Raw genomic sequence first — 16,440 nt, forward strand, 5'->3', positions numbered from 1 at the left:
GCGTAAGCCGGAAACGGGCTGGTCCGAAGAGATCGACGGACAAGAAATCCACATTTCCGGCCATGCGGGCCGGATGGCCTACTTCCCGGCGAGCTGCCGGGCGATGACCAGCCGCTGGATCTGGTTGGTGCCCTCGAAAATCTGCATGACCTTGGCCTCGCGCATGTACCGCTCGACGGGGAAATCCTGGGTGTAGCCGTAGCCGCCGAGCACCTGCACCGCGTCGGTGGTGACCTTCATGGCGGCGTCGGTGGCCACCAATTTGGCCACGCTGGCCTGCCGCGAATACGGCAGTCCGGCATCGCGGCGGCGGGCGGCATCGAGATAGGTGGCGCGGGCCGAATCGACGGCGGCGGCCATATCGGCGAGGACGAAACCCAGACCCTGGTGGTCGATGATGTGCTTGCCGAACGCTTCTCGCTCCTTGGCGTAGGCGACGGCGTCATCGAGTGCGCGCTGAGCCAAGCCGGTCGCTACCGCGGCGATGCCGAGGCGGCCGGAATCCAGGGCGCTGAACGCGATGGTCAGGCCCTCGCCTTCGTCACCGATCATCCGTTCGGCGGGGATGAACGCGTCGTCGTAGCTCGCGGTGGTGGTCGGGACCGCGCGCAGGCCCATCTTCTCCTCGGGCTTGCCGAAACTCAGCCCCTCGGTGTCGTTCGGGACCAGGAAACAGGAGACTCCGCGCGAGCCTTCGCCGGTGCGGGCGAACAGGGTGGAGAAATCGGCGCGGCCGCCATTGGTGATCCAAGCCTTCGAGCCGTTGATCCGGTAACCGTCCTCGACGGCGGTGGCGCGGCAGCGCAGGGCCGCGGCGTCGGAACCGGCGTGCGGCTCGGAAAGGCTGTAGGCGCCGATGGTTTCACCAGAGAGCATGGTCGGCAGCCAGCGCTGCTTCTGCTCATCGGTACCGAAGGTGAACAGCGGAAAACACGACAGGCTGTGCACGCTCACCGCCACCGCGACCGCGGCCCACCGTGCGCCGAGCTCCTCGAGCACTTGCAGATACACCTCGTAGGGCTGCCCACCACCACCGAACTCCTCGGGATACGGCAGGCTGAGCAGACCGGCCGCGCCGAGGGCCGGGAAGACGCCGTCGGGGAAGGTTTCGGTCTTTTCGCATTCCACGACCCGCGGTTGCAGTACCTTGTCCGCGAGGTCGCGGGTCAGCTCGATCAGGTCCCGGGCCTCCGGGGTGGGCAGCATTCGGTCCACAGCCATGGTGTCAACTCCCGCTGGTCGCGTCGTGTCGGATGCTGCTCACGTTATGCGCGTGCAGATGCACGTGAATCCCGGGTCGGCGGTCTACGCGGAGATCCCAGGGAAACCGCAGCTCAGGGCGTCGACCTCGATTTCGCGATAGGCGAGACCCTCGCGATGCAAGCGCGCACGGGTCTCGGTCGGGTCTATTTTTGTCACGGGGAGTTGGCACGACAGCGCGCAGGCGGCTAAACACTTGTCGGGTTCCGGACGCCGGGATCTGTGCCGGCGGCAAGCTGGGGGTGCCGCCGGCACGCACCCGACCGATCGTTGCGTCGTGCAGAATTCCGGCATGGAATCCAGTGCCGGGTCCCCGGGTGGCGCGGATCGAATATCGAGCAGCATAGACCCCGAGCCGTTGCGCGCTGGGCTTGCCGCAGTCCGGCACCAATGTGCCGATCTGCCCGTGATCGACGATCGCACCTGCGATGAACTGGTGGACTACGACGAGAGCGGGCTGCCGCACTGATGGCGAGGCCGGCGTGGGACATTCGGTTTGCGAGACCGGCGGCCCGAATTTATAGTGGTCGTAATCCGATTGGTGCTCTCTGGAAGTACAGCCGCAGAGTGGGAGCCCTCGCCTCATGATCCAGGCGTTGGAGTGGGCGGCAGATTTTGCCCACCCATTTTCCTGGAGGAATCCATGCATATCGGACTCGGAATGCCTATCGCCGATCCCGTCACCCTGCTCGATTGGGCTCGCCGTGCCGACGACGGACCGTTCTCGACCCTTGGGCTGCTCGACCGAGTCGTCTACGACAATCCCGAACCACTGATCGCGCTGTCGGTCGTCGCGGGTGCCACCAGCCGTATCCGAGTGCAGACCGAGGTGCTGCTTGCGCCCTTGCGGGACACCACCTTGCTCGCCAAACAGGTTGCGACACTTGACCGCATGTCCGGTGGACGGCTGGTGCTCGGCCTCGGTGTCGGCGGCCGTGCCGATGATCACCTGGCTACCGGTACCGAGTTGCGCACGCGTGGCCGTCGGCTGGATGAACAGCTGGCTCAGCTCCGTCGCCTCTGGTCCGGCGAGCCATACAGCGCCGATTGCGGGCCGATCGGTCCCGCGCCGATCCGCCCGGGTGGCCCCGAGCTGCTGTTCGGCGGCTTCAAACCGGTGGCATTGGAACGTGTCGCGCGCTGGGGCGACGGATTCCTGTCCGCGGTCCCGCCGAATTGGGCGGCCGATCTGTTCGACTCGGTCCGCAAGTCCTGGCATGAGCATGGCCGCGTGGGCGAGCCGCGGATCGTCGCCCAGGTCAATGCCGCACTCGGCCCCCAAGACGTTGTCGACGACGCCCGCGCGGCCATCGGCGCTTATTACGAGTTCACCGGCTGGGCCGAGAACATGCTGTCGGGGCTGCGCACCACTACCGACGAGATCCGCACGGTGATCAAGCAGTTCGCCGACCTCGGAGCCGATGAGGTTGTTCTGTACTGCTTCGGCAGTGATCCGGAGCAGGTCGACCGCATCGCCGATGTGATCGACTGACCTTTTGCCGTCGGTCTGGCATCTATATGCCGATGCCGGACCGACGCGGTGGATCCGGTCGGCGGTGCCACCCACCACCACGAAGTTCCCCACCCCACCCTGCCTACTGTTGGGTAGGCTCCCCGGTGTGATGTGGCTCATGTCCTGGTCGAGGTGCCGGGGCGTGGCCGTTCGCCCGAGAGTGAGGGGTCCTTTTCGATGTTGAGCACCATGCAGGACGACCAGCTGTCGCTGGCGACGTTGTTGAATTACGCGTCGACGTTCGTCGGTGATGCCACCGTGTCCACCTGGACCGGTGCGGGCGTGCGCACGATGACCTACCGCGAGGTCGGCGCCGATTCGGCGCGGCTGGCGAATGCGCTGCGTGGGCTCGGTATCGGCGACGGCGACCGGGTCGGCACGTTCATGTGGAACAACAACGAGCATCTGGTCGCCTACGTCGCCGTCCCGGCGATGGGTGCGGTACTGCACGCGCTCAACATCCGGCTGTTCCCGGATCAGCTGGTGTTCGTGGCCAACCATGCCGAGGACCAGGTCGTCATCGTGGACGGCACGCTGGTGCCGATGTTCGCCCAGTACCTGCCGCGGCTGACGACGGTCCGCCACGTCATCGTCGCCAACGGTGACGCGTCCACACTCACCGCCCCCGAGGGCGTGCAGGTGCACTCCTACCGGGAGCTGCTCGACGCGCAGTCCGACACCTTCGACTTCCCGGTCGTCGACGAACGTTCGGCCGCCGCGATGTGTTACACCTCCGGCACCACCGGTGACCCGAAGGGCGTCGTCTACTCGCACCGCTCGAACTGGTTGCACGCCACCCAGGTCGCCTCACCGAACGGTATGGGGCTCTACAACACCGACACCATCCTCGCGATCGTGCCGCTGTTCCATGCCAATGCCTGGGGCCTGCCGTACGCGGCGTTGATGGCGGGTGCGAATCTGCTGATGCCGGATCGTTTCCTGCAGCCGGGTCCGCTGCTGGAGATGATGGCATCGGTCAAGCCGACCTTCGCCGCCGCAGTGCCGACCATCTGGGGCGGTGTGCTGGCCGGGCTGGCGGCTGCGCCGCAGGACATCACTCATCTGCGATCGGCGGTCGTCGGTGGTTCGGCTGTGCCGCCGTCGATGATGCGCGCCTTCCAGGAACAGCACGGCGTGCGGGTGATCCATGCCTGGGGGATGACCGAGACTTCGCCGCTCGGCAGCGTCGCGCATCCGCCTGCCGGCGTCGAAGGCGAAGAGGAATGGGCCTACCGGGTCACCCAGGGCCGCTTCCCGGCCGGTGTGCAGGCGCGGCTGGTCGCCGATGACGGCAGCGTGGTGCCCAACGACGGTGAATCCCTCGGCGAGCTCGAGGTGCGCGGGCCGTGGATCACCGGCTCCTACTATTCGCCCGACGGCTCCGTGGTCGATCCCGACAAGTTCGACAACGGCTGGCTGCGCACCGGCGACGTCGGCAAGATCAGCCCGAACGGCTACCTCACCCTGGTGGACCGCTCCAAGGACGTCATCAAGTCCGGCGGCGAGTGGATCTCCTCTGTCGACCTGGAGAACGCGGTCATGGGTCACCCGTCGGTCGCCGAGGCCGCGGTCATCGGCGTACCGGACGAGAAGTGGGATGAGCGCCCCCTGGTGGCCATCGTGCTCGCCGAGGGTGCGGAAGCCGCGGAGAAGCAGGCCGAAGAACTGCGCGAGTACCTCGCGGGCAAGTTCGCGAAATGGCAGCTGCCGGAACGCTGGACGTTCATCACGGAGGTCCCGAAGACCAGCGTCGGCAAGTTCGACAAGAAGCGCCTGCGCGCCCAGTACGCCGACGGTGATCTGTCGGTGATCACCCTCGCCTGAGCTCATACGGAACGACGAACGGCCCTGCTCGGTTGTCCGAGCAGGGCCGTTCGCTGTGTTCGACGGTGTCGCGCATCCGTATTCGCGCGATACCGCGCGGCCCGCGACTAGCAGTTACGCAGTTCGGGGCTCTGGTTGAGCAGCTGCGCCCGCGTCCCGATGAAGGTCGTATAGGTCTCCCCGCCTACCGCCGCCAGCGGGAACGCCGCCACCCGGTGGCAGTTCTGGAAGGCCAGCTTCACGCCGAAATGCCGTTCCAGCCCGCCGCGGATGGCGTCGGAGGCCAAGGCGCGCAGCAGTTGACCGCGGGCGACCTCGTCCGGCGGCGGAACCTCGTTATCGGCGAATTCGGCCGTGCCGGACTGCAGTTCACCGGCGACGCGGCTGACCACTTCCCAGGCGTAGGGCAGTGAGTTCTTGACACATTCGACGAACTCGGCGTCGTCTACCTCGCCTCGTTCGGCGCGTTCGAGCAGTGCGGTGGGGACATCGAGGGACATAGCGCTCTCCTGTCGGTTCGCTGCGATCGGCCACCCGAGTCTAAACGAAAGTCGTTGTCAACAAGACCGGATTCGTCGTGAAAGTGCTGATTCCAGCGCGGTTTTCGTTTCGGCGGCGAGCTTCGCGACCAGCTCGGCGGCCGGTAACGGCCTGGTCAGCGAATGCGCTTGCCCTGCCCACAGGTTCACGGCGTCGGCGTCACCGGAGGTTCGGGCGGCTGCGCGCAATGGCCCTGTGGCGTAGTGGATCTCCGGGTAGGCGACGGGTGCGTCAGCGGTGAAGTCGGTGAGGAAGCGGTTGCGCAGGCCGCGCGCCCGTCGTCCGGTGAAGGCGCGGGTCAGCATGGTCGGGGTGTCGCCGCCGATCGCGTCGCGCACTAGTTGATTGGTACCGGCTTCCGGGGACTGGAGGAATGCGGTCCCCAGTTGTGCGGCGGCGGCACCGGCGGCGAGGGTCGCGGCGATACCGGCGCCGGTGGCGATGCCGCCCGCGGCGACGACCGGCCGGTCCGTCGATGTGGTGAGCAGTTGCAGCAAGGCCAACAGTCCGAGCGGATCGGCGGCATCGTCGGCAACGCGGTCGACGAAGGTGGCGCGGTGTCCACCCGCCTCGGAGCCCTGGGCGACGAGCAGGTCGGCGCCCGCCGTGATGGCAATCGTGGCCTCGGCGGGGGAGGTGACCGTCACCCACACCTCGGAGCCCACTTCGTGCAGGCGCCGCACCTCGGCCGCCGATGGGCAGCCGAAGGTGAACGTCACGACCGCGACGGGATCGGCGATGAGCAGATCCAGCTTGGCGTCCCAGTCGTCGGTGTCGTACTTCGGTTCGCCGACCGGGAATCGTGTGCGCAATGTGTCCAGATATCCGGTGAACACGGCGGGAGGGGTGGGCGTGCTCGGTACGAACAGGTTCACGCCGAACGGTGCCGAGGTGGCCGAGCGGGTGGCGGCGATGCGCTCGGCGAGGGCGGCCGCGGTGAGATATCCCGCGGCCAGTACGCCGAATCCGCCGGCCTCGGCGACCGCGGCGGTGAGTTCGGGAGTGGAGGGTCCGCCCGCCATGGGTGCGAGCACGATCGGAACGTTGACGTCGTCGATGATCACGGTTCGAGTGTCGTCCCGTTATCAACGACGCGCAGCCATGACCTGGCGATTACCTGCGCAGACGTGATCCAAACGGCCACGAAGGTTGCGAAATGGTCACGACGGGGTAGAGTTCCCGTCACAACGGATGCCGAAACGTTATTTCGCTCGGTACCGGCGGATCGTTACCAACGGTCGGCACCGGGATCGGCATTCGTGACCATTGTTCATCGGACGCTAGGACGAAGCTTTGCCGCAGCACCGAGTAGGCCCCAGTTCCGTTACCGTCTCCAGCCTCATCGGCGATGGTGCCGAGGGTCGGCCGACGCGGCACCGCGCCGAAGCCGGCCGCGTCGAGCGCGTGAAGGCCGCGGCCACCGCCGCCGTCGCCGCGGGCGCGCTGATCGGTACCGCTGCCCAGGTCGCTCCGGCCATCGCCTACGCGTCGCCGCTGCTGCCCGGTTCGCACAACGACAACGACGCCGACCATGATGTCGCGCCCGTCGCCTTCGCCGAGCCCGCCGCTCAGGCCCCGGCCGCCGAGGCGCCCGCCGCTCCGGCGCCGATCGCCGAGGCCGTCACCCCGGTGGCCGCTCCGATTGCTGCTCCCGTCGCCGCCCCGTTCGGACTCGGCGGTCTGCCGCCCGAGATCGCGGGCCCGCTGGCCCACGCCGAGCAGGTGCTCAAGGATCTGCAGCAGCAGGTGGCCCCGGCCCCCGCCGTTCGCCCCGTCGCGGGCGCCCTGAGCTCTTCCTACGGCAGCCGCTGGGGCGCGATGCACTACGGCATCGACTTCGCCGACGCACTCGGCGCACCCATTCACTCCGTCAGCAGCGGCACCGTCGTCGAGGCCGGCCCGGCCTCCGGCTTCGGCCTCTGGGTCCGGATCCAGCAGGACGACGGCACCACCGCCGTGTACGGCCACGTGAACGACATGTTCGTGCAGGCCGGTCAGCGGGTGAACGCCGGTGACGTCATCGCCAGCGTCGGCAACCGCGGCCAGTCCACCGGCCCGCACCTGCACCTGGAGATCTGGGACCAGGGTGGCGCCAAGATCGACCCGATTCCGTATCTGGCCTCCAAGGGTGTCCCCATGGAATGGGGCCCGTCGTCGCACTGATCCGGCCGCGACCCCTTCTCCTGGACAATTGAGACATTGGCGCTCGCCCGGATTTCGGGACCATCGGCAGGCCGCGAGGTGTGGCCGATGACCGAACTCGCCGACATATTCGAGCCCGGATCGCTGCACGGCAGGCTGTACGCCCTGCTGGTCCACCACCCGCGCACCCGGCTCCCCGATATCGCCGACCACCTCGACGTTTCCGAGGCCCAGGCGCGCACCGCGCTGGACCGGCTCTGTGACGTACAGGCCGCGGTCCGGCTCACCGATTCCGATGGCATCCCGGTGTGGGACGCGCACGCCCCCGAGGCGCTGTCCGAGTCCGAGGCCCGGCGCCGTCAGCAGGAAATCGCCACCATGCACGCGGCCGCCGCGCGGCTGAGCCAGACCTTCCGCTCCGTGCGCCGCTCACCGCGGGGCAGCGGCGCGGTGGTTCCGGTCTACGAGCGGCTCGAGATGCTGGCAGATTTCGAAGAACTGCAGGTCGGTGCCCGGCGCACGGTGAAGGTGATCGAACGCGGCCCGTTCCTCAGCGATGTGGAACGCGAACGGCGCCTGTTCGAACTCAAACAGTCCCGCATCGGTGACGGCATCCGCTACCGCACCCTCTACCAGGACACCATCTACCAGGACGGTGAGCGGCTGCGGCACGCCCTGGCCACCAATGCCCGCGGCGCCAGCGCTCGCACCCTGCCCGAACCGCCGTTCAAGCTGATCGTCGCCGATGACGAGCGCGCCAGCCTGGTCCTGCACGCCGACGAGCGCCGCTCGGACCCCATGGGCTTGCGCATCACCCGGTCCCCAGGGCTCGACCTGCTGGTCAAGACCTTCGACGTGCTGTGGTCGCTGGCCGCCCCGATCTCGGTGCATCCGGCCGCGACCGACCTCGACGAGCGCGATCGCGCGATCCTGACATTGATGGGCCTCGGCGCCACCGACGACACCATCGCGCGCAGACTCGGCATGTCGCGGCGCACCGTGGTGCGCCGGACCGCGCGCCTGCTGGAGCGGCTCGGCGCCAGCACCCGGTTCCAGGCCGGCGTGCAGGCGATCCGTCGCGGCTGGCTGTGACGAGGTTCATCGGAACGGGTAGTACTGCAACATCGGACCTGCCGTCCCGATATACCGGCTGCAACCGATGAGCGGGCGTGGGGATAGCCTGCGCAGAATTGGCACTGCCGGACGTAGTCCGTCTCCAGCCCGCGCACGGCCGGAGCGAATGCGGAGGTACGCCTTATATGATGGCCCGGACCGCGCCGGCCCGGGCTGACAGCGCCCTGGATGTGGGGCAGGGCCGGGTTTCTGGCTCGACGCGAGAGGTGAATGCACTCGAATGGAAACTGCCCGCCGTTCCGCTCGTGGTAGCCGTCGCCGCCGCTCGGGCAGCCCGTTGTTCGGACAGCTGCTCACCGCAGCGGTGGAGTCCTCGGCCTCCTCGGTCGCGATCCGGTACAACCCGACGGGTGAACCCGACGACGAGCGCACCCTGACCTATCAGGAGCTCGACCAGATGTCCTCGCAGGTCGCGCGGGATCTGATCGAGCGCGGTGTGGGTCCGGGTGATGTGGTCGCGATCGGGATCGCCCGCAGCCTGGAGTCGGTGCTCGCGGTGTGGGCGGTGGCCAAGACCGGCGCCGCCTATGTGCCTGTCGATCCCGGTTATCCGGCCGACCGCATCAACCACATCGTCTCCGATTCCGGCGCTTCCTTCGGTCTGACCACCATGGCGCATCGTCCGGTGCTCGGCACGGGCGTGTACTGGGTGGTGCTCGACGATCCGGTGTTGTCCGAGCGGATCGAGAAGCGGCCGAGTCATCCGATCTCCTACGCCGACCGGGTGCGTCCGCTGGACGAACGCCATCCGGCCTATGTCATCTACACCTCCGGTTCGACGGGCCGCCCCAAGGGCGTCGTGGTCACCCATGCCGGCCTGGCCGGCCTGGTCGCCGCCGAGCGCGAGCACTACGGGGTGACCGAGGACTCGCGGGTGCTGCACGTCTGCTCGCCGAACTTCGATGTGTCGGTGCTGGAACTGCTGCTCGCCTTCACCTCCGGAGCGACGCTGGTGATCGCGCCGCCGACGGTGTTCGGCGGATTCGAGCTGTCGGATCTGCTGCGTCGCGAGCAGGTCACCCACATGCTGATCACACCGGGTGCGCTGGAATCGGTCGATCCGGCCGGGCTCGACGACCTCGAGGTGGTCGTGGTCGCCGGCGACAAGTTCGGCCCCGAACTGGTCGGGCGCTGGGCCGACGGGCAGGAGTTCTACAACGGCTACGGCCCCACCGAAGCCACCATCCTGGCCACCAGCACCGCGCAGATGACCGCAGACGGCCCGATCACCATCGGGTCCGCCATCCCGGGCGTCGGTGCGTTCGTACTGGATGCGCGGATGCGGCCGGTGCCCGCCGGTGTGGTCGGCGAGCTGTACCTGTCCGGTCCGGCGCTTGCCCAGGGCTACCTGGGGCGCCCGGGCCTGACCGCCGAGCGGTTCGTGGCAAGCCCCTTCGGCGCCGACACCGGCAATCCGGGTGCGCGGCTGTACCGCACCGGTGACCTGGTGCGCCGCAGCGAAACCGGTGGCCCCGACGGCGGCGTCATCGAGTACCTGGGCCGATCCGATTTCCAGGTCAAGATCCGCGGATTCCGGATCGAACTGGGCGAGATCGACAATGCGCTCACCGCGCATTCGGATATCGACTACGCGGCCACACTGGGCAAGACGCTGCCCTCGGGTGCGACGGCGCTGGTCTCGTATGTGCTTCCGCGCGCCGGAACCACCATCGACACCGGCGAGCTGGCCGACTTCATCGGTGAATCGCTGCCGGGATACATGATTCCGGCCTCGATCATGGTGCTCGACGAGATTCCGCTGACCATGGTCGGCAAGCTGGACCGGGCCGCGCTGCCCGAACCGGTCTTCGCCGCGCGGGCCTTCCGTGCGCCGTCCACCCCGGTGGAGGAGATCGTCGCCGACGTCTTCGCGGCACTGCTGGTCGCGGGCGAGGACGAGCGGGTCGGCGCCGACGACGACTTCTTCGAGCTCGGCGGCAACTCGCTGCTGGCAGCCCAGGCCGCCGCGCGGATCGGCTCCGCGCTGGATGTGCGGGTGCCGGTGCAGCTGCTGTTCGAGGCGACCACCGTCGCCGCCCTCGCCGCCCGAGTGGAACAGCATTCGGGCTCGGCCGCCGGTCGCGCGCTGACCGCTGCGACCCGCCCGGAACGGATTCCGCTGTCCTACGCCCAGCAGCGGATGTGGTTCCTCAACCGCTTCGACCCCGACAGCGCGGTGAACAACATCCCCGTTGCCGTGCGCCTGTCCGGCCGCCTGGACGTGGACGCGCTGCGCGCCGCGGTCCGCGATCTGACCGAGCGTCACGAGGTGCTGCGCACCCGCTACCCGGAGGTCGACGGCGAGGGCTATCAGCTGGTGCTGCCGATCGGCGATCCGCGGGCGGTGCCCGCGCTGACGGTCGAGCCCGCCACCGAAGCACAGGTGCCCGAGCTGGTGGCTGCCGCGGTAACCGCCGGATTCGATGTCACCGCCGCGCCGCCGGTGCGGCTGCGGCTGCTGGTGCTCAGCGAAACCGAGCATGTGCTGATCTGCGTCATCCACCACATCGCAGGTGACGGGTTCTCGATGGGCCCGCTGACCCGCGATCTGATGGCGGCCTATGTCGATCGCACGCACGGCGGCGCCCCGGAATGGCCGCCGCTGCAGGTGCAGTACGCCGATTTCGCGATCTGGCAGCGCGAAATCCTCGGCACCGAGGACGACTCGGAATCGGTGCTGGCCCAGCAGATCGCCTACTGGCGTGACGAACTGGTCGCCCTGCCCGAGCAGCTGGAGCTGCCTGCGGATCGGCCGCGCCCCGCTGTGGCGTCCAACCGTGGCGCCACGCTGGGCTTCGAGATCGACGCCGACGTGCACGCCTCGCTGACTCGGCTGGCCCACCAGCACAATTCGACCCTGTTCATGGTTGTGCACGCCGCGCTGGCCGCACTGCTGGCCCGGCTGTCGGGGACCAGGGATATCGCTATCGGCACGCCCGTCGCGGGCCGCGGTGAGGCCGCGCTCGACGATCTGATCGGCATGTTCGTCAACACCCTGGTGTTGCGCAGCGAGGTCGATCCCGGCGCGTCCTTCGATGAGCTGCTTGCCGCGGTCCGCCGTACCGACGTGGAGGCCTTCGGGCACGCCGATGTGCCGTTCGAGCGGCTCGTGGAGTTGCTGGACCCGGTGCGCTCGGCGTCGCGGCATCCGCTGTTCCAGGTGATGCTGACCTTCCAGAACCTCGCTCAGACCGAGCTTGAACTGCCCGGGCTGAAGGTGGCGGGGGTGGATCTCGCGGTGCCGTTGGCCAAGTTCGATCTGCAGCTCGCGCTGGTGGAGAACATCGACCGCCACGGTGCGCCGCAGGGCATCTCGGCCGCGTTCACCTACGCCACCGATCTGTTCGACGCTGCCACCGTGCAGGATTTCGCCGACCGTTTCGGCCGAATCCTCGCGGCCGCGGCCACCGATTCCACCACGGTCATCGGCGACGTGGACGTGCTGGCGCCGGGCGAACGCGAACTGGTGCTGCGCGAATGGAACACCCCTGGCATTTCCATCCCCGAGGTGACGCTGGTCGACCTCATCCAGGCGCAGGCCCGCAGGCGCCCCGATGCCGACGCCATCCGGTTCAACGGCACCACCCTCGGCTTCGGCGAATTGCAGCGCCGCGCCAACCGGGTGGCGCGCGCCCTCATCGCCCAAGGGGCGGGTCCGGAAACCCTTGTCGCCGTGGCACTGCCGCGCACCGAGGAACTGCCGGTCGCGCTGCTGGGTGTGCTCACCGCCGGCGCCGGCTACCTGCCCATCGACACCACCTATCCGGCGCAGCGACTCGAGTTCATGCTCGGCGACGCGAAGCCGACCTGCATCCTGACCACTGCCGCCGAACTCGATTCCGTTCCGGCCGGTGATATTCCGGTGGTGCTGGTCGAGGATGCCGCGCCCTTCTCCGCCGGCCCCGTCACCGATGCCGACCGGATCGCCAAGCTGCGGCCGGACAATCTGGCCTACGTCATCTACACCTCCGGTTCGACCGGTGTGCCCAAGGGCGTCGGTGTCGCGCACCGCAATGTGGTGGAGCTGTTCGCCAACACACAGTCGGAGTTCGAGTTCGACGAAACCGATGTGTGGACGCTGTTCCACTCCTACGCCTTCGACTTCTCGGTGTGGGAACTGTGGTGCGCGCTTGCCAACGGCGGCGCTGTCGTCGTGGTCGACTATCTGACCTCGCGGTCACCGGAACAGTTCCGCGAGTTGCTGATCCGCGAACAGGTGACGGTGCTGAACCAGACGCCGTCGGCGTTCTATCAGCTGGCCGAGGCCGATCGCGCCGTGCATCCCGACGACGAAGGCAAGCTCGCGCTGCGCTACGTGGTCTTCGGTGGTGAGGCGCTGGATATGCGTCAGCTGCGGCGCTGGTACGAGCGCCACGGTGGTCCCGACGCCGCAGAGAACAGCTCGCCGTGGCTGGTGAACATGTACGGCATCACCGAGACGACGGTTCACGTGTCGTTCCTGTCGGTCGACGAGCAGCTGGTGGACAACCCGGCCAGCGTCATCGGACGGGCACTGCCCGGTCTCGACGCCTTCGTACTCGACGACCGGCTGCATCCCGCGCCGGTCGGCGTCGCGGGGGAGATCTATGTCGCGGGCGCGCAGCTCTCGCGCGGCTACCTCGGCAGGCCGGGACTTGCGGCGACCAGGTTCGTGGCCAACCCGTTCGGCGCGCCGGGATCCCGGATGTACCGCACCGGCGATATCGGTCGCTGGGTCGGTTTCGGCGGTCGCGCCAATCTCGAATACGCGGGCCGCAGCGACCAGCAGGTGCAGCTGCGCGGCTTCCGCATCGAGCTCGGCGAGATCGAGGCGGCGCTGCTGCGGTGCGCGGGCGTCGGCCAGACTGTCGCACTGGTCCGCTCGGATGAGCACACCGGTGACCGGTTGATCGGCTATGTCGTGCCCGCCGCCGATCGCGCGCCGGGCACCGAGCTCGATCCGGTGGCGCTGCGCACCGAGGTCGGTGAATTCCTCACCGGCTATATGGTTCCCGACGCCATCGTCGTGCTCGATGCACTGCCGCTGACTCCCAACGGCAAACTCGACCGCAGGGCGTTGCCCGCACCGGAGTTCTTCTCCGGCGCCACCTTCCGTGCGCCGGGTTCGCCGGTGGAGCAGGCCGTGGCCGAGGTCTTCGCCGGACTGCTCGGCGCCGCCGAAGTGGGTCTCGACGACGATTTCTTCAGCCTCGGCGGCAACTCGCTGCTGGCCACTCGTGCGGTGGCGCGGATCAACGAGGCGCTCGACGCCGGTCTCGCGGTGCGCGAGCTGTTCGAGGCGCCGACCGTCGCCGAACTCGCGGCCAGGGTGGAACCGGGTGCGGGTGGTGGGGCCGCACGGCCGCCGCTGGAGCGGGCCGAGCGCACCGACCGGGCGCCACTGTCGTTGGCACAGCAGCGGATGTGGGTGCTCAACCAGTTCGATCCGGCCTCACCCGCCTACAACATTCCGCTGGCCATCCGGCTCTCGGGCGCACTCGATGTGGCCGCGTTGCGCAATGCGGTGGCCGACGTGCTGGAACGGCACGAAACCCTGCGTACCCGGTATCCGGCGGCGTCCGGTCAGGACGAGGTGGCTTATCAGGAGATCCTGACGGTCAACGCCGCACTGCCCGGCGGGCTGGAAACGGTCACCACCGCGGACCCGATCAGCCGGATCACCGAATTGATGGCCACCGGATTCGATGTCACCGAACAGGTTCCGGTGCGCGCGCTGCTGCTCGGCAACGGAGCCGACGAGCATCTGCTCGCGATGGTCGTGCACCATATCGCCGCCGATGGCGCGTCCATGGCGCCGCTGGCCCGCGATCTGATGTCCGCCTACCTGGCGCGCATCGGCGGTAATTCGCCGCGCTGGTCGCCGCTGGAGGTGCAGTACGCGGACTTCGCGATCTGGCAGCGCGCGGTCATCGGCACCGACGACGACGAGAACTCCATCGCCGCACGGCAGTTGGCGTACTGGCGCAGCCAGCTCGACGGCCTGAGTGGTGAACTGGAACTCCCGCTGGACCGCCCGCGTCCGGCCATCCCGTCCATGCGTGGCGCGTCGACCGGGTTCGCCGTCTCCGCCGAGGTGCACGAGGCGCTGACCCGCCTAGCGCGCGAGCACAATTCGACGCTGTTCATGGTGGTGCACGCCGCACTGGCAGTGCTGCTGTCGCGGCTGTCGGGTGATGCGGATGTGGCCGTCGGTACGCCCATCGCCGGTCGTGGCGAACGCGCGCTCGACGATCTGGTCGGCATGTTCGTCAATACGCTGGCGTTGCGCACCCGGGTCGAGGCCGCAGGCGCCTTCGGCGAGCTGGTCGACCGGGCCAGGGAGACCGATCTGGCGGCGTTCGCGAACTCCGATATCCCGTTCGAGCGGGTCGCCGAGGTCGTCGCGCCAGGCCGGGCGACCGCGCACAATCCGCTGTTCGGCACGGTGCTGTCGTTCCAGAACAATGAACAGCCGAGTCTGCAACTGCCGGGCCTGAATGTGTCCGCGCTGGATGCGGGCGCCATTGCCGCGAAGTTCGATCTGCAGGTCAATGTCGACCCGCGGCACGAGGACGACGGCGCACCGGGTGAGCTGATCACCGTCATGACCTACGCGACCGATCTGTTCGACGAATCGACGGCGCAGGCCTTCGGCAGGCGCTTCGAGCGCATCCTCATCGCGGTGGCGGCCGATCCGCAGATCCGGATCGCCGATATCGATATCCTCGACGCCGTCGAGCGGGCGCGCATGACGGCCGCACCCGTGGCCAAGCCGGTGCAGGCCGAAGTCGCCGCCACCGCGGGTACCGCATTGAGCCAGACCCTCGCCGCTACCGTCGAGGACGATCCCGACGGCCCTGCGGTGGTGTCCGGCTCGGACGTATTCACCTACCAAGACCTCGACGCCAAGTCCTCGCGGCTGGCCAGGGTGCTCATCGCCCGTGGCAGTGGCCCCGGCGCCGGCGTGGCGGTGCGGCTGGATCGTGGCGTGGACGCGGTGGTTGCCACCTGGGCGGTGCTCAAGGCCGGTGCCGCGGTGGTGCCGTTCGAGGCGATCGGTGCGGCGGCGGTGGCGGGGCTCGACGTCAAGGTCGGTATTACCGCCGGCGGCGCTCAGGCGGTCGCCGGGGTCGATTGGCTGGTGCTCGACGACTCCTCGGTGAGCGCCGAGATCGCCGCGGAATCACCGCGTCCGGTCACCTACGCTCATCGCACCCGTGCCCTGCGTGGTTCCGATCTGGCCTATGCCGCCGTGGCGTCGGTGAGCTATGACGATCTCGCCGCCGCGGCTGCCCGGTTCGTCGCGACGGCCGAACTGAGCTTCGAATCGCGGTTGTTCCAGCACGGCAGTGCCGACTCGTTCGGTGCTGTGCTCGAAGCGGTCGCGGCCGGTTCGGTCGGTGCCTCGCTCGTGCTGGTGCCGGGGACGGCGGCCCTCGCCGACGAGCTGGCCGACGAGTGGGTCACGCATGTGCTGACCGATCGGGCAGGACTGGACGTCATCGACCCAGCGGCGCTGGAGGATCTGCGGGCCGTGGTGATCGACGGTGACGGTGCGGCGCCGGCGGCGTGGTCGGGTGTCGAGACGGTGCTGGCGCTGTCGGATCTGCGGCGGGCCTGAGAGCGGTGCCGAGCGACCGGCAGGCGGGCTCCGACCCGTTTGCCGGGCACCTCGATGGTGCCTCGCGCACTGGCGACCAACGCGAAGAGTTGGCTGGTCAAGTGACTAGGCGGCGTTTCGCTCGGTGAATGCCCCATGAATTCTTGCCCCAATAACTCGGGTCGGTGCAGGTGGGCAAGGCTTGTGATAAGTGCCACAGCGTATCGGTTTGGCGAATGGGCAGAAGCGCTGGGAGCCTGGCGAAGACGTGTTTCGACAGCTAGGTGGGCAGACTTTCATGATTGGTGCAGTCGAAGGACGACTGACTCATGAGCGGCGGTCCTCGGTGATCGGTGTCCGGGGACGCCGTAGGAGCTACCGCCGATGACTCGTCCCGCTCGTGTACGGCCGACCCGTACCCGGCGGCCGAGGGTAACCACACTTCCGC

Annotated in this window: 9 protein-coding genes; 6 read left to right on the forward strand and 3 right to left on the reverse strand. The window is 68.4% G+C overall.

What is annotated here, in order from left to right:
• Positions 1-78: 78 nt before the first annotated feature.
• Entirely contained in the window at positions 79-1,221 is a 1,143-nt protein-coding gene (locus ACFXNW_RS05525) for an acyl-CoA dehydrogenase family protein (protein ID WP_379416073.1), read from the reverse strand.
• Positions 1,222-1,552: 331 nt separating this feature from the next.
• On the opposite strand from ACFXNW_RS05525, the gene ACFXNW_RS05530 reads away from it, so the two are divergent.
• From ACFXNW_RS05530 to ACFXNW_RS05540, 3 genes are all read left to right on the forward strand, one after another.
• Entirely contained in the window at positions 1,553-1,729 is a 177-nt protein-coding gene (locus ACFXNW_RS05530) for a hypothetical protein (protein ID WP_379416075.1), read from the forward strand.
• Positions 1,730-1,903: 174 nt separating this feature from the next.
• Positions 1,904-2,752, forward strand: coding sequence for an LLM class flavin-dependent oxidoreductase (locus ACFXNW_RS05535; protein WP_379416076.1), 849 nt, complete (start codon positions 1,904-1,906; stop codon positions 2,750-2,752).
• Between the two features lie 198 nt (positions 2,753-2,950).
• Positions 2,951-4,597: a long-chain fatty acid--CoA ligase gene (locus ACFXNW_RS05540; protein WP_379416078.1), complete on the forward strand. Its 1,647-nt coding sequence runs from the start codon at positions 2,951-2,953 to the stop codon at positions 4,595-4,597.
• A 107-nt stretch (positions 4,598-4,704) separates the two neighbouring features.
• Here the strand turns inward: ACFXNW_RS05540 and ACFXNW_RS05545 are convergent, their stop codons facing one another.
• Together ACFXNW_RS05545 and ACFXNW_RS05550 are read right to left on the reverse strand one after the other, a co-directional pair.
• Positions 4,705-5,097, reverse strand: a complete 393-nt coding sequence (locus tag ACFXNW_RS05545; RefSeq protein WP_379416079.1) for an SCO5389 family protein — start codon at positions 5,095-5,097, stop codon at positions 4,705-4,707.
• Positions 5,098-5,154: 57 nt separating this feature from the next.
• Entirely contained in the window at positions 5,155-6,201 is a 1,047-nt protein-coding gene (locus ACFXNW_RS05550) for a nitronate monooxygenase (protein ID WP_379416081.1), read from the reverse strand.
• Between the two features lie 229 nt (positions 6,202-6,430).
• On the opposite strand from ACFXNW_RS05550, the gene ACFXNW_RS05555 reads away from it, so the two are divergent.
• From ACFXNW_RS05555 to ACFXNW_RS05565, 3 genes are all read left to right on the forward strand, one after another.
• Positions 6,431-7,300 (forward strand): M23 family metallopeptidase, encoded by an 870-nt coding sequence (locus ACFXNW_RS05555; RefSeq protein ID WP_379416082.1) that lies wholly within the window; start codon positions 6,431-6,433, stop codon positions 7,298-7,300.
• An 87-nt stretch (positions 7,301-7,387) separates the two neighbouring features.
• Entirely contained in the window at positions 7,388-8,371 is a 984-nt protein-coding gene (locus tag ACFXNW_RS05560) for a DNA-binding response regulator (RefSeq protein WP_379416083.1), read from the forward strand.
• A 262-nt stretch (positions 8,372-8,633) separates the two neighbouring features.
• A complete protein-coding gene (locus ACFXNW_RS05565; protein WP_379416085.1) occupies positions 8,634-16,013 on the forward strand; it encodes an amino acid adenylation domain-containing protein in 7,380 nt (2,459 codons plus the stop codon).
• The last annotated feature ends 427 nt before the right edge of the window (positions 16,014-16,440 follow it).

This window comes from Nocardia sp. NPDC059180 (assembly GCF_042754945.1).
Lineage (GTDB): Bacteria > Actinomycetota > Actinomycetes > Mycobacteriales > Mycobacteriaceae > Nocardia.